Below are 16,484 nucleotides of genomic sequence, written 5' to 3' on the forward strand. Positions count from 1 at the left end.
AATCAACAACCTGCTTTGACACCGCTGGCTCCTTGTTCAAGAGCTTCAAGGATAGAGCAATAAACGCTGCTATGGGCGCTACCACAACAGGCATCGTTAAGACGTTGCAAGGAACGCTGCATGCTCTGCAACTCGGCTATCCGCGATTCCACTTCCTGTAATCTTTCCTGCACAATACCTTTTGATTCCTGACAAGTATGATGTTCAGGATCGATACGGATCGAAAGTAACTCACGGATCGACTCAAGACTGAAACCAAGTTGTCTGGCATGCCGAATAAATTTCAACCGTTGGAGATCGCTTTCGGTATACAGGCGAAAGCCTCCTTCCGTACGAACTTCATGATCCATCATCTGTTGTTTTTCGTAATAACGTATTGTGTCGGGCGTAACTTCTGCCAGTTTTGCCAACTCACCAATGCGATACATAAATTATCTCTCAGTTGTCATTAATTTTATGCAGAAGCTTATCTGCATATTCGCCACGTAAAAATTCAGTACTCAAACCTGCTTGCCGCAGTTTCAACTCCAGTAAAGACAACTGACGGCTAACATCTTGATATTGCGGATCATCCTGACGGATACCGTTGAGAATATCCAGAAGCTGAATAGCTTCCTTGCGCTGCTCAAGTTCTGGCGGTAAACAGCCGGCATTCTTTAACAAGCGATAGCCCGCACGCAGTTCCGGCGGCACATGTGTGTCATCTTCCAGGATTAATGGTTCACCACTGCCTGGGAGATTTTCAAACTCACCTTTAGCCTGTGCTTCAGTAATATGGCGCTCTGCCCACTGGTCAAGTAACCACATAAATACTCCAGGGGATGAACAAAAAGAGTACAGCTATTGTAGATAAGTGGGGATACTACAGATATAAAAAAACCCGCCGGGGCGGGTTTTTTTACGTTGCTTCAGATTACTCTGCAGCAGCTTCTGCTTTCTCTGAACGATCAACCAGCTCGATGTAAGCCATCGGCGCGTTGTCGCCTGCACGGAAGCCACACTTCAGAATACGAGTGTAACCACCGGCACGGCTCGCGAAACGCGGGCCCAGTTCGTTAAACAGTTTTGCCACGATCTCGTTATCACGAGTACGGGCGAATGCCAGACGACGATTAGCAACGCTATCAGTCTTGGCAAGAGTAATCAGCGGCTCAACTACGCGGCGCAGCTCTTTCGCTTTAGGCAGAGTCGTCTTGATGATTTCATGACGAACCAGTGAACCTGCCATATTGCGGAACATAGCCTGGCGATGGCTGCTGTTGCGGTTCAGTTGACGACCACTCTTACGATGGCGCATGACCTTATCCTTCTCAGTAAAACCTTAACCTGTGATCCGGTTACTCGTCAGCGATGCTTGCCGGTGGCCAGTTTTCCAGGCGCATACCCAGAGACAGTCCACGGGAAGCCAGCACGTCTTTAATCTCAGTAAGAGATTTTTTACCAAGGTTAGGCGTTTTAAGGAGCTCAACCTCGGTACGTTGTACCAGATCACCGATATAGTGGATAGCTTCTGCTTTAAGGCAGTTAGCAGAGCGGACAGTCAATTCCAGATCGTCAACAGGGCGCAGCAGGATCGGATCGAACTCTGGTTTCTCTTCTTTCACTTCCGGCTGACGTACATCACGTAAGTCAACGAAAGCTTCCAGTTGTTCAGCCAGAATGGTTGCCGCACGACGAATCGCCTCTTCAGGATCGATTGTGCCGTTGGTTTCCATTTCGATGACCAGCTTGTCCAGGTCGGTACGCTGTTCTACACGCGCTGCTTCAACATTGTAGGCAATACGCTCTACAGGGCTGTAGCATGCGTCGACCAGCAGACGGCCGATTGGGCGCTCATCTTCTTCCGAATGAATTCGGGTAGAAGCCGGCACATAACCACGACCGCGCTGAACTTTGATACGCATGCTAATAGACGCGTTCTCATCGGTCAGGTGGCAGATCACGTGCTGCGGCTTGACGATTTCGACATCACCGTCGTGGGTGATATCGGCTGCAGTCACAGGGCCAATGCCAGATTTATTCAAGGTAAGAATAACTTCATCTTTGCCCTGAACTCTCACCGCCAGCCCTTTCAGGTTGAGCAGGATTTCCAGGATATCTTCCTGAACGCCTTCTTTGGTGCTGTACTCATGTAGTACACCATCAATCTCAACCTCGGTCACCGCGCAACCCGGCATCGATGAGAGCAGAATACGGCGCAGTGCGTTACCCAGAGTATGGCCAAAGCCACGCTCTAAAGGCTCAAGGGTCACCTTGGCGTGCGTCGAACTCACTTGCTCGATATCAACCAGGCGCGGTTTTAGAAACTCTGTCACAGAACCCTGCATTGTGTCCTCTCTTTGGTACTAAGCTTTACTTGGAGTAAAGCTCGACGATCAGGTGTTCGTTAATGTCCGCAGACAGATCAGAACGCTCCGGCTTACGCTTAAACGTACCTTCCATCTTGCCAGCATCAACTTCCAGCCAGGTTGGCTTTTCACGCTGCTCAGCCAGCTCCAGAGCGGCTTTCACGCGAGACTGCTTCTTCGCTTTCTCACGAATGCTTACAACGTCATTCGGACTAACCTGATAAGAAGCGATGTTAACAACACGACCGTTTACCATAATTGCTTTATGGCTAACCAGCTGGCGTGCTTCTGCACGAGTGGCACCGAAGCCCATACGGTATACAACGTTGTCCAGACGACCTTCCAGCAGAGCCAACAGGTTTTCACCGGTGTTGCCTTTCAGACGTGCTGCTTCTTTGTAGTAGTTACGGAACTGACGCTCCAGCACACCATAGATACGGCGAACTTTTTGCTTTTCACGCAACTGCACACCATAGTCAGACAGACGCGGTTTACGCGCACCGTGCTGGCCAGGAGCTTGTTCAATTTTACACTTGGTATCGATCGCGCGAACGCCAGACTTAAGGAATAAGTCGGTGCCCTCACGACGGCTCAGCTTGAGCTTAGGACCCAAATATCTTGCCATTTTCTTTCTCCAACAAACCTGGAAAACGAAGCGTTATACGCGACGTTTTTTCGGCGGACGACAACCGTTATGAGGGATCGGAGTCACATCAGTAATGTTAGTGATGCGGAAACCTGCGGCGTTCAGAGCACGAATAGTAGATTCGCGGCCTGGACCCGGACCTTTAACCATAACTTCCAGATTCTTGATGCCGTATTCTTTCACGGCGTCAGCGCAACGCTCTGCTGCAACCTGAGCTGCAAACGGAGTGGATTTGCGAGAACCACGGAAACCGGAACCACCGGCTGTTGCCCAACCCAACGCGTTACCCTGACGATCAGTGATAGTCACGATGGTGTTGTTGAAAGAAGCATGGATATGAGCCACGCCGTCAGAGACTTGTTTTCTTACACGTTTACGTGCACGAATTGGTGCCTTTGCCATTATTCAATCACCCCGATTATTTCTTGATCGGTTTGCGCGGACCCTTACGGGTACGTGCGTTGGTCTTGGTACGCTGACCGCGAACCGGTAGACCACGACGATGACGCAAACCGCGATAGCAACCAAGATCCATCAGGCGCTTGATGCTCATGCTGATTTCACGGCGCAGATCACCTTCAACGACAAATTTGGCAACTTCGTCACGCAGCGTGTCGATTTGTCCTTCAGACAGCTCACTGATCTTAACATCTTCAGCGATACCCGCTGCAGCCAGGATGGCTTTAGAACGGGTCTTGCCGACGCCATAAATCGAAGTTAATGCGATTACGGCATGCTTATGATCAGGAATGTTAATGCCTGCTATACGGGCCACTATGCACTCCTACTATTTAATATGTACGTTCCATGCTGAAAAGCCCGTTTTCAGGATACTCAAATGGAAACGCACAGACATACAAAAGATTGGCTGGCTAATCTAGCCAGCTCAACCCAACTTTGCAAGAAAAATATGCGAATAAATCAGCCTTGGCGCTGTTTATGCTTCGGCTCGGCACTGCAAATCACACGGATGACACCATCACGCTTAACGATTTTGCAGTTACGGCATAATTTCTTGACGGAAGCACGAACTTTCATTTTTACTCTCCGTAACTTCTCGGGCGACCAATTATCGGCCGTAGCCTTTCAGGTTCGCCTTCTTCAATGCAGACTCATACTGACTGGACATCATCAGAGTTTGCACTTGAGCCATAAAGTCCATAATCACGACAACAACGATAAGCAGTGAGGTCCCACCGAAGTAGAACGGTACTTTCATTGCATCACGCATGAACTCCGGGATCAGGCAGATAAAGGTAATGTACAGCGCACCAACCAAGGTCAGGCGGGTCATTACTTTATCGATATACTTCGCCGTTTGCTCTCCCGGACGAATTCCTGGTACAAATGCACCGGACTTCTTCAGGTTATCTGCTGTTTCACGCGGGTTGAAAACCAACGCCGTGTAGAAGAAACAGAAGAAGATGATTGCAGACGCATAGAGTAACACATAAAGCGGTTGCCCAGGCTGCAAATACAGCGAAATTGTTGTCAGCCAGTTCCAACCAGTACCGCCCCCGAACCATGACGCGATGGTAGCCGGGAACAGAATAATACTGGAAGCGAAGATTGCCGGGATTACCCCCGCCATATTCACTTTCAGCGGTAAATGTGTGCTCTGTGCAGCATAGACACGACGACCTTGCTGACGTTTTGCGTAGTTTACCACAATGCGGCGTTGACCACGCTCAACAAATACAACAAAGAACGTCACTGCAAATACTAATACTGCAACCAACAGCAACACGAGGAAGTGCAGGTCGCCTTGACGCGCTTGCTCGATAGTATGGGCAATGGCTGGCGGGAGCCCCGCGACAATACCGGCGAAGATAATGATTGAAATACCGTTGCCGATACCTCGTTCAGTGATCTGTTCGCCCAACCACATCAGGAACATCGTTCCTGTGACCAGACTTACAACAGCGGTGAAGTAGAATGCAAAGCCCGGGTTAATAACCAAGCCTTGCATACCAGGCATATTCGGCAGACCGGTAGCAATACCGATCGACTGGAATATTGCCAGCACCAGAGTACCGTAACGGGTGTACTGGCTGATCTTACGACGACCAGACTCCCCTTCTTTCTTAATTTCTGCCAACGTTGGGTGAACCACCGTCAGCAGCTGGATAATGATCGACGCCGAAATATACGGCATGATCCCCAGAGCAAAGATAGAAGCACGGCTGAGAGCACCACCAGAGAACATGTTAAACATCTCAATGATGGTGCCTCGCTGTTGCTCAAGCAGTTTGGCAAGTACAGCGGCATCAATACCAGGGATCGGAATAAAAGAGCCAATACGGAACACAATCAGCGCACCGATAACAAACAGCAGTCTGCGTTTCAGCTCGCCTAAGCCACCTTTGGCACTTTGAAAATCTAATCCCGGTTGTTTAGCCATCTGCTACTTATTCCTCGATTTTACCGCCAGCAGCTTCGATAGCAGCACGAGCGCCTTTAGTAACACGCAGGCCACGAACAGTTACCGGAGTAGTTACTTCGCCAGCCAGGATCACTTTCGCGAACTCGATCTGGATACCGATAATGTTAGCCGCTTTCAGCGTGTTCAGGTCTACAACACCGCCTTCTACTTTAGCCAGGTCAGACAGACGAACTTCGGCTGTAATCGCTGCTTTACGAGAAGTGAAGCCGAATTTCGGCAGACGACGGTACAGAGGCATCTGACCACCCTCGAAACCGCGACGTACGCCACCGCCAGAACGAGATTTCTGACCTTTGTGACCACGACCACCGGTTTTACCGAGGCCAGAACCGATACCACGACCCAGGCGTTTACCCGCCTTTTTGGAGCCTTCGGCCGGAGACAGAGTATTTAAACGCATCTCTTACTCCTCAACTTTAACCATGAAGGAAACCGCGTTGATCATACCGCGAATAGCAGGAGTATCCTCGCGCTCTACGGTGTGACCAATACGACGCAGACCCAGGCCAAGCAGCGTTGCCTTGTGTTTCGGCAGACGACCGATTGCACTGCGGGTTTGAGTAATTTTAATAGTCTTTGCCATGGTTTATTTCCCCAGAATTTCTTCAACGGATTTACCACGCTTGGCAGCGACCATTTCTGGAGAATTCATATTTTCCAGGCCATCGATAGTTGCACGAACCACGTTAATCGGGTTGGTGGAACCATATGCTTTAGCCAGAACGTTATGAACCCCAGCGACTTCCAGAACGGCGCGCATTGCACCACCGGCGATGATACCGGTACCTTCGGAAGCCGGCTGCATGAATACGCGAGAACCCGTATGAACACCTTTAACAGGGTGTTGCAGAGTGCCGTTATTCAGCGCGACGTTAATCATATTGCGACGGGCTTTTTCCATCGCTTTCTGGATCGCTGCTGGAACTTCACGCGCTTTACCGTAACCAAAACCAACGCGACCGTTACCATCGCCAACTACAGTCAGAGCTGTGAAGGAGAAAATACGACCACCTTTAACGGTTTTAGATACGCGGTTTACCGCGATCAGCTTTTCCTGCAGTTCGCCAGCTTGTTTTTCGATGTGAGCCATCTTACACCTCTACCTTAGAACTGAAGGCCAGCTTCACGGGCAGCATCTGCCAGTGCCTGGACACGACCATGATATTGGAACCCGGAACGGTCAAAGGATACATCTTTGATGCCTTTTTCCAGAGCGCGTTCAGCGACAGCTTTACCCACAGCTGCAGCCGCGTCTTTGTTACCGGTGTACTTCAGTTGTTCAGCGATAGCTTTTTCTACAGTAGAAGCAGCTACCAGAACTTCAGAACCGTTCGGTGCAATTACCTGTGCGTAAATGTGACGCGGGGTACGATGTACCACCAGGCGAGTTGCGCCCAGCTCCTGGAGCTTGCGGCGTGCGCGGGTCGCACGACGGATACGAGCAGATTTCTTATCCATAGTGTTACCTTACTTCTTCTTAGCCTCTTTGGTACGCACGACTTCGTCGGCGTAACGAACACCCTTGCCTTTGTAAGGCTCAGGACGACGGTAGGCGCGCAGATCCGCTGCAACCTGGCCGATCATCTGCTTATCAGCGCCTTTCAGCACGATTTCAGTCTGAGTCGGACATTCAGCAGTGATACCCGCAGGCAGCTGATGGTCAACAGGATGAGAGAAACCCAGAGACAGGTTAATCACATTGCCTTTAACCGCTGCACGGTAACCTACACCAACCAGCTGCAGCTTCTTAGTGAAGCCTTCGGTAACACCGATAACCATTGAGTTCAGCAGGGCACGCGCGGTACCAGCCTGAGCCCAACCGTCTGCGTAACCATCACGCGGACCGAAGGTCAGGGTATTATCTGCATGTTTAACTTCAACAGCATCGTTGAGAGTACGAGTCAGCTCGCCGTTTTTACCTTTGATCGTAATAACCTGACCGTTGATTTTTACATCAACGCCGGCAGGAACAACGACCGGTGCTTTAGCAACACGAGACATTTTTTCCTCCGATTAGGCTACGTAGCAGATAATTTCGCCACCAAGACCAGCCTGGCGCGCTGCACGATCAGTCATAACACCTTTAGAGGTAGAAACAACTGCGATACCCAGACCCGCCATAACTTTCGGCAGCTCATCTTTACGTTTATAGATGCGCAGACCTGGGCGGCTGACACGCTGAATGCTTTCTACAACAGCTTTGCCCTGGAAATACTTCAGAGTAAGTTCCAGTTCAGGCTTGGTGTCGCCTTCAACTTTAAAATCTTCAATAAAACCTTCTTCCTTCAGCACGTTGGCGATTGCCACTTTCAGCTTGGAGGAAGGCATGGTGACCGCAGCTTTGTTCGCGGCCTGACCGTTACGGATACGGGTCAGCATATCCGCGATCGGATCTTGCATGCTCATCTGTCTTTACTCCCGTGATTCAATTGGTGACAATTACCAGCTAGCCTTTTTCAGACCCGGGATTTCACCGCGCATAGCGGCTTCACGGACCTTAATACGGCTCAACCCGAACTTCCGCAGGAAACCATGCGGACGACCTGTTTGACGGCAGCGGTTACGCTGACGAGACGGGCTGGAATCACGCGGCAGAGTCTGCAGCTTGAGAACAGCATTCCAACGATCTTCGTCGGAAGCGTTCACATCAGAGATGATCGCTTTCAGTTCAGCGCGTTTCGCGAAGTATTTATCAGCTAAAGCTACGCGTTTTACTTCGCGTGCTTTCATTGATTGCTTAGCCATTTAGTAACCCTACCTTACTTGCGGAACGGGAAGTCAAAGGCAGCCAGCAGAGCACGGCCTTCTTCGTCAGATTTCGCAGTAGTGGTAATGGTAATATCCAAACCACGAACGCGGTCGACTTTATCGTAGTCGATTTCTGGGAAGATGATCTGCTCACGGACACCCATGCTGTAATTACCACGACCGTCGAAAGACTTAGCGGACAAGCCACGGAAGTCACGGATACGCGGTACAGCAATAGTGATCAGGCGCTCAAAGAACTCCCACATGCGTTCGCCACGCAGAGTTACTTTACAGCCGATCGGATAGCCCTGACGGATTTTGAAGCCTGCAACAGATTTGCGTGCTTTGGTGATCAGCGGTTTTTGACCGGAGATTGCTGCCAAGTCTGCTGCTGCGTTATCCAGCAGTTTTTTGTCAGCGATCGCTTCACCAACACCCATGTTCAGGGTGATCTTCTCGACCCGAGGGACTTGCATGACAGAATTGTAGTTAAACTCAGTCATGAGTTTTTTAACTACTTCGTCTTTGTAGTAATCATGCAGTTTCGCCATCGTACTACTCCAAATTACTTGATAGTTTCGCTGTTAGACTTGAAGAAACGGACTTTCTTACCGTCTTCGAATCTAAAGCCTACACGGTCAGCCTTGCCGGTTGCCGCATTGAAGATTGCTACGTTGGAAACCTGAATAGCGGCTTCTTTTTCAACGATGCCACCCGGTTGGTTCAGGGCCGGAACCGGCTTCTGATGTTTCTTAACCAGGTTGATACCTTCAACAATGACCTTGCCGGAAGACAGGACATTCTTAACTTTACCGCGTTTACCTTTATCTTTACCGGTTAACACGATAACTTCGTCATCACGACGGATTTTCGCTGCCATGATTCGCTCCTTAGAGTACTTCTGGTGCCAGAGAGATAATTTTCATGAACTTCTCACTACGAAGCTCACGAGTTACCGGCCCAAAAATACGCGTACCGATAGGCTGCTCGCTGTTGTTGTTCAGAAGAACACAAGCATTACCATCGAAGCGAATGACAGAACCGTCCGGGCGACGAACACCCTTCTTGGTGCGCACCACTACCGCCTTCAGCACATCACCTTTTTTGACCTTACCACGCGGAATTGCTTCTTTAATGGTGATCTTGATGATGTCGCCTACGCCTGCGTAGCGACGGTGCGAGCCACCCAGAACCTTGATACACATTACGCGACGTGCACCGGAGTTGTCGGCGACGTTCAGCATAGTCTGTTCTTGGATCATTTTAGTGCTCCGCTAATGTCAACTACTACTGAGACCCGAAAATCAGGTCGTTAAAAATCCCCATATCGAGGGCGCGGCATTATAACACCGCTTCAAGGATATGGGTAGAAAAAATAAACGGCTCATTTCTGAGCCGTTTATTCGTATCGAGAGAGTGTACTGTATTACAGAACCGCTTTCTCTACAACGCGAACCAGCGTCCAGGATTTAGTCTTGGACAGCGGACGGCATTCGCGGATTTCAACCACGTCACCGATACCGCATTCGTTGTTCTCGTCATGTACGTGCAGTTTGGTCGTACGCTTGATGAATTTACCGTAGATCGGGTGTTTCACAAAACGTTCGATAGCAACAACAATGGATTTCTCCATTTTGTCGCTAACAACGCGACCTTGCAGAGTACGGATTTTATCGGTCATTACGCACCCGCCTTCTCGTTCAGTAAAGTCTTAACGCGTGCGACATCGCGACGCACTTGCTTCAACAGGTGAGACTGTTGCAGCTGGCCACTTGCAGCCTGCATACGCAGGTTGAACTGCTCACGCAGCAAGTTCAGCAGCTCGGTGTTCAGCTCTTCAACGCTCTTCTCACGCAGCTCTTTTGCTTTCATTACATCACCGTCTTAGTTACAAAGGTGGTTTTAATCGGCAGTTTCGCTGCTGCCAGCTTGAATGCTTCACGGGCCAGCTCTTCCGGAACACCGTCCATTTCATACAGGACTTTACCCGGCTGAATCAAGGCAACCCAATACTCCACGTTACCTTTACCTTTACCCATACGCACTGCCAGCGGCTTTTCAGTGATCGGTTTGTCCGGGAACACACGGATCCAGATCTTACCTTGACGCTTAACTGCACGGGTCATAGCACGACGTGCTGCTTCGATCTGACGTGCAGTCAGACGACCACGGCCAACAGCTTTCAGACCGAAGCTGCCGAAGCTAACATCCGTACCCTGCGCCAGACCGCGGTTACGGCCTTTGTGCATTTTACGGAATTTTGTACGCTTTGGTTGTAACATCAGCGACGCTCCTTATTTACGGCCTTTACGCTGCTGCTTTTTAGGCTGAGCAGCCGGTTTTTCCGGTTGTTCAACAGCAGCCATACCACCCAGGATCTCGCCTTTGAAGATCCACACTTTAACGCCGATTACACCGTAAGTGGTGTGCGCTTCAGAGGTGTTGTAGTCGATGTCAGCACGCAGAGTGTGCAGCGGTACGCGACCTTCGCGGTACCATTCGGTACGTGCGATTTCCGCGCCGCCCAGACGGCCGCTAACTTCAACTTTAATACCTTTAGCGCCCAGACGCATTGCGTTCTGTACAGCACGCTTCATAGCACGACGGAACATAACGCGACGTTCCAGCTGAGAAGTGATGCTGTCAGCAACCAGTTTTGCGTCCAGTTCAGGCTTACGAACTTCGGCGATGTTGATCTGTGCAGGAACGCCAGCGATGTCCGCTACGACCTTACGCAGTTTTTCTACGTCTTCACCTTTTTTACCGATAACGATACCCGGGCGAGCAGTGTGAATGGTTACACGAATGCTCTTAGCCGGACGCTCGATAACGATACGAGATACGGACGCTTTAGCCAGTTCCTTTGTCAGGTACTGACGTACTTTAAAATCGCTGTCCAGGTTGTCAGCGAATTCTTTGGTGTTCGCAAACCAGGTAGAGTTCCATGGTTTTACAATACCCAGGCGAATACCATTAGGATGTACTTTCTGACCCATTGCTAGTCTCCAGAGTCTCAGCGATCGGACACAACCACAGTGATGTGGCTGGTGCGCTTCAGGATGCGATCTGCACGACCTTTTGCACGCGGCATAATGCGCTTCATGCTCGGGCCTTCGTCTACGAAAATTTTCGTAACTTTCAGATCGTCAATGTCAGCGCCATCGTTGTGTTCAGCGTTAGCAATGGCAGATTCCAGAACCTTCTTGACCAGTACAGCCGCTTTCTTGTTGGTGTAGGTCAGAATATCCAGAGCCTGCGACACTTTCTTACCGCGAATCAGGTCAGCAACAAGGCGAACCTTCTGAGCAGAAGAACGAGCATGGCGATGTTTAGCGATAGTTTCCATCTCTTCCTCCTACCTTATTTCTTTTTCGCTTTTTTATCAGCAGCATGGCCGCGATAAGTACGAGTCGGTGCGAATTCACCCAGTTTGTGGCCGACCATTTCGTCGGTTACAAATACCGGAACGTGCTGACGACCATTATGGACAGCGATGGTCAAACCGATCATGTTAGGAAAGATCGTTGAACGACGGGACCAAGTGCGCAGGGGCTTCTTGTCTCCGCTTTCCACCGCTTTCTCTACCTTCTTCAGCAAGTGCAGGTCAATAAAAGGACCTTTCTTGAGAGAACGTGGCATGGCTTATCCTCTAAAATTATTTGCTACGGCGACGTACGATGAATTTATCAGTACGCTTGTTGCTGCGGGTCTTCTTACCTTTGGTCTGAACGCCCCACGGAGTTACCGGGTGCTTACCAAAGTTACGACCTTCACCACCACCATGTGGGTGGTCTACCGGGTTCATCGCGGTACCGCGAACGGTCGGACGAACACCACGCCAGCGTGCAGCACCTGCTTTACCCAGAACGCGCAGCATATGCTCAGCATTGCCAACTTCGCCCAGAGTTGCACGGCAGTCTGCTTCTACTTTACGCATTTCACCAGAACGCAGACGCAGGGTGACATAAGCACCATCACGAGCAACGATCTGAACGTAAGTACCAGCGGAACGTGCCAGCTGACCGCCTTTACCTGGTTTCATTTCTACGTTGTGAACAGTAGAACCAACCGGGATGTTGCGCATCGGCAGGGTGTTACCTGGTTTGATTGCAGCATCAACGCCAGACTGAATCTGGTCGCCAGCTTTCAGGCCTTTAGGGGCCAGGATGTAACGGCGTTCACCGTCTTTGTACAGAACCAGCGCGATGTTCGCGGAACGGTTCGGATCGTACTCAAGACGTTCAACAACTGCCGGGATACCGTCTTTGTTGCGTTTGAAGTCAACAATACGGTAAGCCTGCTTGTGGCCACCACCGATATGACGAGTGGTGATACGGCCATTGTTGTTACGACCACCGGATTTGCTGTTTTTTTCCAGCAACGGAGCAAAAGGTTTGCCCTTGTGCAGCTCAGGGTTAACCACTTTAACAACGTGGCGACGACCCGGAGATGTCGGTTTACATTTAACAACTGCCATTGTATTACTCCTCCGACTTACTCAGCGCCGCCAACGAAGTCCAGATTCTGGCCTTCTTTCAGGGTGACGTAAGCTTTTTTCCAGTCGCTACGACGACCGATACGCTGTCCGTGACGTTTAACTTTCCCTTTAACTACCAGGGTGTTAACGACTTCGACTTCGACTTCAAACAGTTTCTGCACAGCAGCTTTGATTTCTGCTTTGGTCGCGTCTTTAGCAACTTTGAGTACGATGGTGTTGGATTTTTCCATCGCAGTAGACGCTTTTTCAGAAACGTGCGGTGCACGCAGCACCTTCAGCAGACGTTCTTCACGAATCATGCCAGCATCTCCTCAACTTGCTTAACAGCATCAGCAGTCATTACGACTTTGTCGAAGGCGATCAGGCTAACCGGGTCGATACCAGTTGCATCGCGTACGTCAACCTTGTGCAGGTTGCGCGCAGCCAGGAACAGGTTCTCGTCCAGCTCACCGGTGATGATCAGCACATCTTCCAGAGCCATGTCTTTCAGTTTCTGTGCCAGCAGCTTGGTTTTCGGTGCTTCTACAGAGAACTTCTCGACAACGATCAGACGATCCTGACGTACCAGTTCGGACAGGATGCTTTTCAGCGCGCCGCGGTACATCTTCTTGTTAACTTTTTGACTGTGGTCCTGCGGACGAGCAGCGAAGGTCACGCCACCAGAACGCCAAATCGGGCTCTTGATAGAACCAGAACGCGCACGGCCGGTGCCTTTCTGGCGCCACGGTTTTTTACCGGAACCAGTTACTTCAGCACGAGTCTTCTGAGCACGAGTACCCTGACGAGCACCGGCTGCATAAGCAACAACAACCTGGTGAACCAGCGCTTCGTTGAAATCACGACCGAAGGTAGTTTCGGAAACAGTCAGCGCGCTCTGCGCGTCTTTCAATACTAATTCCATTGCTATCTCCTTACGCCTTCACAGCTGGTTTAACGATCAGGTCGCTACCGGTTGCACCCGGGACAGCACCTTTAACCAGCAGCAGGTTGCGCTCAGCGTCAACGCGTACTACGTCAAGGCTCTGAACGGTTACACGTTCGTTACCCATCTGACCTGCCATTTTCTTGCCTTTGAACACTTTGCCCGGAGTCTGGTTCTGACCGATAGAACCCGGAACGCGGTGAGACAAGGAGTTACCGTGGGTTGCGTCCTGGGTACGGAAGTTCCAGCGCTTAACGGTACCTGCGAAACCTTTACCTTTAGAGGTGCCAGTTACGTCAACTTTTTTAACGTCAGCAAACAGTTCAACGCTAATGCTCTGACCTACAGTGAACTCTTCGCCTTCAGCCAGGCGGAATTCCCACAGACCACGGCCAGCTTCTACGCCAGCTTTAGCGAAGTGGCCAGCTTCAGGCTTGGTCACACGGTTAGCTTTTTTAGCACCGGTGGTTACCTGAATAGCACGGTAGCCATCGTTAGCCAGGTCTTTAACCTGAGTAACGCGGTTTGCTTCAACTTCGATTACGGTTACTGGGATAGAAACGCCGTCTTCTGTGAAGATACGGGTCATACCCACTTTTTTACCGACTAAACCAATCATTGTTTCAACCTCTCAATCGCTCAATGACCTGATTAACCCAGGCTGATCTGCACGTCTACACCGGCAGCCAGATCCAGACGCATCAGAGCATCAACGGTTTTCTCGGTTGGCTCAACGATGTCAACCAGACGCAAGTGAGTACGGATTTCGTACTGATCGCGCGCGTCTTTGTTGACGTGCGGAGAGATCAGAACAGTGAAGCGCTCTTTGCGTGTCGGCAGCGGGATCGGACCACGGACCTGCGCACCAGTGCGCTTGGCAGTCTCGACGATTTCCGCGGTTGCTTGATCGATCAGACGATGATCAAACGCTTTCAGGCGGATACGGATTCTTTGGTTCTGCATGAGACCAGAGCTCCAATTATTTTATAAACGAAAATGATTACTCCTCAGACCCATTACGATTGATGGGAGAGTGTAACCGTTCTTACGTAGCCCCCCGATTGGGAGCATTGTTAGGTAGCCAAATTCGGCTAACTGAGGTTCAGATTGAACCTGCTGTCAACTACGACAAGCCCGCGCATTATACGCAAATCTGAGATTGACGCAAGCATCGGGTAGAAATTAATCGCAACGCACAGATTGCGAGCTGCATTCCACGAAATTTGTAAGGTCGTGAAGATAGCGTTTTTCACCGGAACCAGGTTAACAAATCAGCGATTTCTCTGTTGCTGAGTATCCGGAGTTATTCGATGGTGATACTCCAATTACAGAGGATGTTTTATGGTCGCTACCCTTCCCTTTCTGATTTTGTACGTTTGCTTATCAGTCCTACTTTTTTTCTGGGATGCAAAGCATGGCTTGTTACCTGACAGGTTTACCTGCCCGTTACTCTGGTCAGGTCTTTTGTTCTATCAGGTTTGTCATCCTGACGGTTTAGCCGATGCGTTATGGGGGGCGATTATTGGTTACGGCACATTCGCTGTCATTTACTGGGGATATCGCATACTGCGTCATAAAGAAGGATTAGGCTATGGTGATGTGAAGTTTCTCGCCGCCCTTGGCGCCTGGCATACATGGGCCTTCTTGCCACGGCTGGTTTTCCTTGCCGCCTCATTCGCTTGCGGAGCCGTAGTTATTGGTCTGCTCATGAGAGGAAAAGAATCATTAAAAAACCCGCTGCCTTTTGGGCCATTTCTGGCAGCTGCGGGTTTCGTTGTAGGCTGGGATAGTCTGCTGGCAGGCCGTTAATCTTTAACTTTAATTTGTGATTGCAGGTAATTTTGTAGGCCGATTTTACCGATGAGATCCAGTTCAGTTTCGAGCCAGTCGATATGACCTTCTTCATCAGCAAGGATCTCGATCATCATATCGCGGCTAACATAGTCATGAACGCTGTCGGCATAAGCGATAGCCTCACGAAGATCCTTCGCACCTTCCAGCTCTAATCGCAGGTCGGATTGCAGCATCTCTTCAACATCTTCACCGATCCCTAGCTTGCCTAAATCCTGTAAGTTAGGAATCCCTTCTAAGAACAAAATACGCTCGATATATTTATCGGCGTGCTTCATCTCATCGATAGATTCATGGTATTCGACATCATTAAGGCGCATCAGGCCCCAGTTTTTAAACATACGGGCATGAAGAAAATACTGATTGATCGCGACAAGCTCATTTCCCAATAGTTTATTGAGATAATTTATGATTTTAACATCACCTTTCATTTTATAGTCCCTCCGCTTCCACTATTAGAGCGTAGATGGGGCTAGCGGGATGTCAAAAAATAAGCGTGAGCTTCAGGCAATCTCTTTAAATTCGGGCATCTGCATCAACTCGTCCTGCATCACTTCGCGTGCGGCGCGAATGCACTTACCGCATTGATTTCCCACAGGAATAAACTTGCGTAATTGTTGGAAAGACTGAGGATGAAACTGACGGACTGCCTGGCGAATTTTTTTGTCACTTACACCATTACACAAACAAACGTACATGATTACTCCCGTTCAAATTCTGCGCAAAGTGTAAATGAGAATAGTTATGATTACAATAGCACAGTTTTATTTGCGCCACAGTTCAGCCAGCGAAATTACGACGAAATATTTCGAACTCAAATTACGGGCAGCAAAAAGGGCGCCTAAGCGCCCTTTTTAATTCAAAACTAATTAACGCGTAATTAGCTCAGAACTTTAGCAACAACGCCCGCAGCGCGGAAAAGGGCAATTGCGCGACGGGCTGCTCTTGCTGCGGAACTGATGCAGACGGTGGCGTCGCGTTGTTGGTAACCACTTCGCTTAACGGAACGGTTTTGGTTTCTGGCGGAT

The 16,484-nt window shown here is 49.9% G+C and carries 33 protein-coding genes and 1 pseudogene; 1 reads left to right on the forward strand and 33 read right to left on the reverse strand.

Annotated features, from left to right (window positions below; all coding sequences use genetic code 11):
* Nucleotides 1–2: 2 nt before the first annotated feature.
* The 30 genes from zntR to rpsJ all read right to left on the reverse strand — a co-directional run bounded on the left by zntR (nucleotide 3) and on the right by rpsJ (nucleotide 14,568).
* Nucleotides 3–428: a Zn(2+)-responsive transcriptional regulator gene (zntR, locus tag D9734_RS08840; RefSeq protein ID WP_130206881.1), complete on the reverse strand. Its 426-nt coding sequence runs from the start codon at nucleotides 426–428 to the stop codon at nucleotides 3–5.
* A 10-nt stretch (nucleotides 429–438) separates the two neighbouring features.
* On the reverse strand, nucleotides 439–807 hold the full coding sequence (locus D9734_RS08845; protein ID WP_130206883.1) for a DUF1992 domain-containing protein: 369 nt from the start codon (nucleotides 805–807) through the stop codon (nucleotides 439–441).
* A 106-nt stretch (nucleotides 808–913) separates the two neighbouring features.
* A complete protein-coding gene (gene rplQ / locus D9734_RS08850) occupies nucleotides 914–1,297 on the reverse strand; it encodes a 50S ribosomal protein L17 (RefSeq protein ID WP_001216368.1) in 384 nt (127 codons plus the stop codon).
* 40 nt (nucleotides 1,298–1,337) lie between these two features.
* Nucleotides 1,338–2,327, reverse strand: a complete 990-nt coding sequence (rpoA, locus tag D9734_RS08855; protein WP_001162094.1) for a DNA-directed RNA polymerase subunit alpha — start codon at nucleotides 2,325–2,327, stop codon at nucleotides 1,338–1,340.
* Between the two features lie 25 nt (nucleotides 2,328–2,352).
* Nucleotides 2,353–2,973: a 30S ribosomal protein S4 gene (rpsD, locus tag D9734_RS08860; protein WP_000135224.1), complete on the reverse strand. Its 621-nt coding sequence runs from the start codon at nucleotides 2,971–2,973 to the stop codon at nucleotides 2,353–2,355.
* A 33-nt stretch (nucleotides 2,974–3,006) separates the two neighbouring features.
* Entirely contained in the window at nucleotides 3,007–3,396 is a 390-nt protein-coding gene (rpsK, locus tag D9734_RS08865; protein WP_001029684.1) for a 30S ribosomal protein S11, read from the reverse strand.
* 16 nt (nucleotides 3,397–3,412) lie between these two features.
* A complete protein-coding gene (gene rpsM / locus D9734_RS08870) occupies nucleotides 3,413–3,769 on the reverse strand; it encodes a 30S ribosomal protein S13 (RefSeq protein ID WP_000090775.1) in 357 nt (118 codons plus the stop codon).
* A 146-nt stretch (nucleotides 3,770–3,915) separates the two neighbouring features.
* Complete coding sequence (gene rpmJ / locus D9734_RS08875) at nucleotides 3,916–4,032, reverse strand: 50S ribosomal protein L36 (RefSeq protein ID WP_000868187.1); 117 nt, start codon at nucleotides 4,030–4,032, stop codon at nucleotides 3,916–3,918.
* 31 nt (nucleotides 4,033–4,063) lie between these two features.
* The gene (gene secY / locus D9734_RS08880) at nucleotides 4,064–5,395 is read right to left on the reverse strand and encodes a preprotein translocase subunit SecY (RefSeq protein WP_001118861.1); all 1,332 of its coding nucleotides are present in this window, start codon (nucleotides 5,393–5,395) and stop codon (nucleotides 4,064–4,066) included.
* A gap of 7 nt (nucleotides 5,396–5,402) precedes the next feature.
* Nucleotides 5,403–5,837 (reverse strand): 50S ribosomal protein L15, encoded by a 435-nt coding sequence (gene rplO, locus D9734_RS08885; RefSeq protein WP_001238917.1) that lies wholly within the window; start codon nucleotides 5,835–5,837, stop codon nucleotides 5,403–5,405.
* 3 nt (nucleotides 5,838–5,840) lie between these two features.
* Nucleotides 5,841–6,020: a 50S ribosomal protein L30 gene (gene rpmD / locus D9734_RS08890; protein ID WP_001140433.1), complete on the reverse strand. Its 180-nt coding sequence runs from the start codon at nucleotides 6,018–6,020 to the stop codon at nucleotides 5,841–5,843.
* A gap of 3 nt (nucleotides 6,021–6,023) precedes the next feature.
* On the reverse strand, nucleotides 6,024–6,527 hold the full coding sequence (gene rpsE, locus D9734_RS08895) for a 30S ribosomal protein S5 (RefSeq protein ID WP_000940121.1): 504 nt from the start codon (nucleotides 6,525–6,527) through the stop codon (nucleotides 6,024–6,026).
* Nucleotides 6,528–6,541: 14 nt separating this feature from the next.
* Nucleotides 6,542–6,895, reverse strand: a complete 354-nt coding sequence (gene rplR / locus D9734_RS08900; RefSeq protein ID WP_000358960.1) for a 50S ribosomal protein L18 — start codon at nucleotides 6,893–6,895, stop codon at nucleotides 6,542–6,544.
* 9 nt (nucleotides 6,896–6,904) lie between these two features.
* Complete coding sequence (rplF, locus tag D9734_RS08905) at nucleotides 6,905–7,438, reverse strand: 50S ribosomal protein L6 (RefSeq protein ID WP_064524927.1); 534 nt, start codon at nucleotides 7,436–7,438, stop codon at nucleotides 6,905–6,907.
* Nucleotides 7,439–7,450: 12 nt separating this feature from the next.
* Nucleotides 7,451–7,843 (reverse strand): 30S ribosomal protein S8, encoded by a 393-nt coding sequence (rpsH, locus tag D9734_RS08910; RefSeq protein ID WP_000062611.1) that lies wholly within the window; start codon nucleotides 7,841–7,843, stop codon nucleotides 7,451–7,453.
* A gap of 33 nt (nucleotides 7,844–7,876) precedes the next feature.
* The gene (rpsN, locus tag D9734_RS08915; RefSeq protein WP_001118930.1) at nucleotides 7,877–8,182 is read right to left on the reverse strand and encodes a 30S ribosomal protein S14; all 306 of its coding nucleotides are present in this window, start codon (nucleotides 8,180–8,182) and stop codon (nucleotides 7,877–7,879) included.
* A gap of 14 nt (nucleotides 8,183–8,196) precedes the next feature.
* Nucleotides 8,197–8,736 (reverse strand): 50S ribosomal protein L5, encoded by a 540-nt coding sequence (gene rplE / locus D9734_RS08920; RefSeq protein WP_001096200.1) that lies wholly within the window; start codon nucleotides 8,734–8,736, stop codon nucleotides 8,197–8,199.
* A 14-nt stretch (nucleotides 8,737–8,750) separates the two neighbouring features.
* A complete protein-coding gene (gene rplX, locus D9734_RS08925; protein WP_000729185.1) occupies nucleotides 8,751–9,065 on the reverse strand; it encodes a 50S ribosomal protein L24 in 315 nt (104 codons plus the stop codon).
* 10 nt (nucleotides 9,066–9,075) lie between these two features.
* The gene (rplN, locus tag D9734_RS08930; protein WP_000613955.1) at nucleotides 9,076–9,447 is read right to left on the reverse strand and encodes a 50S ribosomal protein L14; all 372 of its coding nucleotides are present in this window, start codon (nucleotides 9,445–9,447) and stop codon (nucleotides 9,076–9,078) included.
* A gap of 164 nt (nucleotides 9,448–9,611) precedes the next feature.
* A complete protein-coding gene (rpsQ, locus tag D9734_RS08935; RefSeq protein ID WP_000130100.1) occupies nucleotides 9,612–9,866 on the reverse strand; it encodes a 30S ribosomal protein S17 in 255 nt (84 codons plus the stop codon).
* On the reverse strand, nucleotides 9,866–10,057 hold the full coding sequence (gene rpmC / locus D9734_RS08940; RefSeq protein WP_000644741.1) for a 50S ribosomal protein L29: 192 nt from the start codon (nucleotides 10,055–10,057) through the stop codon (nucleotides 9,866–9,868). Before rpmC ends, rpsQ begins: the two co-directional genes overlap by 1 nt.
* Complete coding sequence (gene rplP / locus D9734_RS08945; RefSeq protein WP_000941212.1) at nucleotides 10,057–10,467, reverse strand: 50S ribosomal protein L16; 411 nt, start codon at nucleotides 10,465–10,467, stop codon at nucleotides 10,057–10,059. The genes rpmC and rplP overlap by 1 nt, the downstream gene beginning before the upstream one ends.
* Nucleotides 10,468–10,479: 12 nt before the next feature.
* Nucleotides 10,480–11,181 (reverse strand): 30S ribosomal protein S3, encoded by a 702-nt coding sequence (gene rpsC, locus D9734_RS08950; protein WP_000529945.1) that lies wholly within the window; start codon nucleotides 11,179–11,181, stop codon nucleotides 10,480–10,482.
* A 17-nt stretch (nucleotides 11,182–11,198) separates the two neighbouring features.
* Nucleotides 11,199–11,531: a 50S ribosomal protein L22 gene (rplV, locus tag D9734_RS08955; RefSeq protein ID WP_000447529.1), complete on the reverse strand. Its 333-nt coding sequence runs from the start codon at nucleotides 11,529–11,531 to the stop codon at nucleotides 11,199–11,201.
* A 14-nt stretch (nucleotides 11,532–11,545) separates the two neighbouring features.
* Nucleotides 11,546–11,824 carry a 30S ribosomal protein S19 gene (rpsS, locus tag D9734_RS08960; RefSeq protein WP_001138117.1) on the reverse strand — a complete coding sequence of 93 codons (279 nt, stop codon included), beginning with the start codon at nucleotides 11,822–11,824 and terminating at the stop codon, nucleotides 11,546–11,548.
* A gap of 16 nt (nucleotides 11,825–11,840) precedes the next feature.
* Nucleotides 11,841–12,662, reverse strand: coding sequence for a 50S ribosomal protein L2 (gene rplB / locus D9734_RS08965; protein ID WP_000301864.1), 822 nt, complete (start codon nucleotides 12,660–12,662; stop codon nucleotides 11,841–11,843).
* Between the two features lie 17 nt (nucleotides 12,663–12,679).
* Nucleotides 12,680–12,982: a 50S ribosomal protein L23 gene (rplW, locus tag D9734_RS08970; RefSeq protein ID WP_000617544.1), complete on the reverse strand. Its 303-nt coding sequence runs from the start codon at nucleotides 12,980–12,982 to the stop codon at nucleotides 12,680–12,682.
* A complete protein-coding gene (rplD, locus tag D9734_RS08975) occupies nucleotides 12,979–13,584 on the reverse strand; it encodes a 50S ribosomal protein L4 (protein WP_000424395.1) in 606 nt (201 codons plus the stop codon). Before rplD ends, rplW begins: the two co-directional genes overlap by 4 nt.
* A 10-nt stretch (nucleotides 13,585–13,594) precedes the next feature.
* On the reverse strand, nucleotides 13,595–14,224 hold the full coding sequence (gene rplC / locus D9734_RS08980; protein WP_000579833.1) for a 50S ribosomal protein L3: 630 nt from the start codon (nucleotides 14,222–14,224) through the stop codon (nucleotides 13,595–13,597).
* Between the two features lie 32 nt (nucleotides 14,225–14,256).
* Entirely contained in the window at nucleotides 14,257–14,568 is a 312-nt protein-coding gene (rpsJ, locus tag D9734_RS08985; protein ID WP_001181004.1) for a 30S ribosomal protein S10, read from the reverse strand.
* Between the two features lie 378 nt (nucleotides 14,569–14,946).
* Here rpsJ and D9734_RS08990 point away from each other — a divergent pair, with 378 nt between their 5' ends.
* A complete protein-coding gene (locus D9734_RS08990; protein WP_130206885.1) occupies nucleotides 14,947–15,414 on the forward strand; it encodes an A24 family peptidase in 468 nt (155 codons plus the stop codon).
* Here D9734_RS08990 and bfr read toward each other — a convergent pair.
* The 3 genes and pseudogenes from bfr to D9734_RS23515 all read right to left on the reverse strand — a co-directional run.
* Entirely contained in the window at nucleotides 15,411–15,887 is a 477-nt protein-coding gene (gene bfr / locus D9734_RS08995) for a bacterioferritin (RefSeq protein ID WP_000675515.1), read from the reverse strand. The two genes, D9734_RS08990 and bfr, sit on opposite strands and share 4 nt — an antisense overlap.
* A 72-nt stretch (nucleotides 15,888–15,959) precedes the next feature.
* Nucleotides 15,960–16,154 (reverse strand): bacterioferritin-associated ferredoxin, encoded by a 195-nt coding sequence (gene bfd / locus D9734_RS09000; RefSeq protein ID WP_000289090.1) that lies wholly within the window; start codon nucleotides 16,152–16,154, stop codon nucleotides 15,960–15,962.
* Nucleotides 16,155–16,350: 196 nt separating this feature from the next.
* Nucleotides 16,351–16,484, reverse strand: a pseudogene (locus tag D9734_RS23515) (hypothetical protein); the annotation flags it as partial.

The organism is Escherichia sp. E14S1, from assembly GCF_004211995.1.
Classification (GTDB): domain Bacteria; phylum Pseudomonadota; class Gammaproteobacteria; order Enterobacterales; family Enterobacteriaceae; genus Escherichia.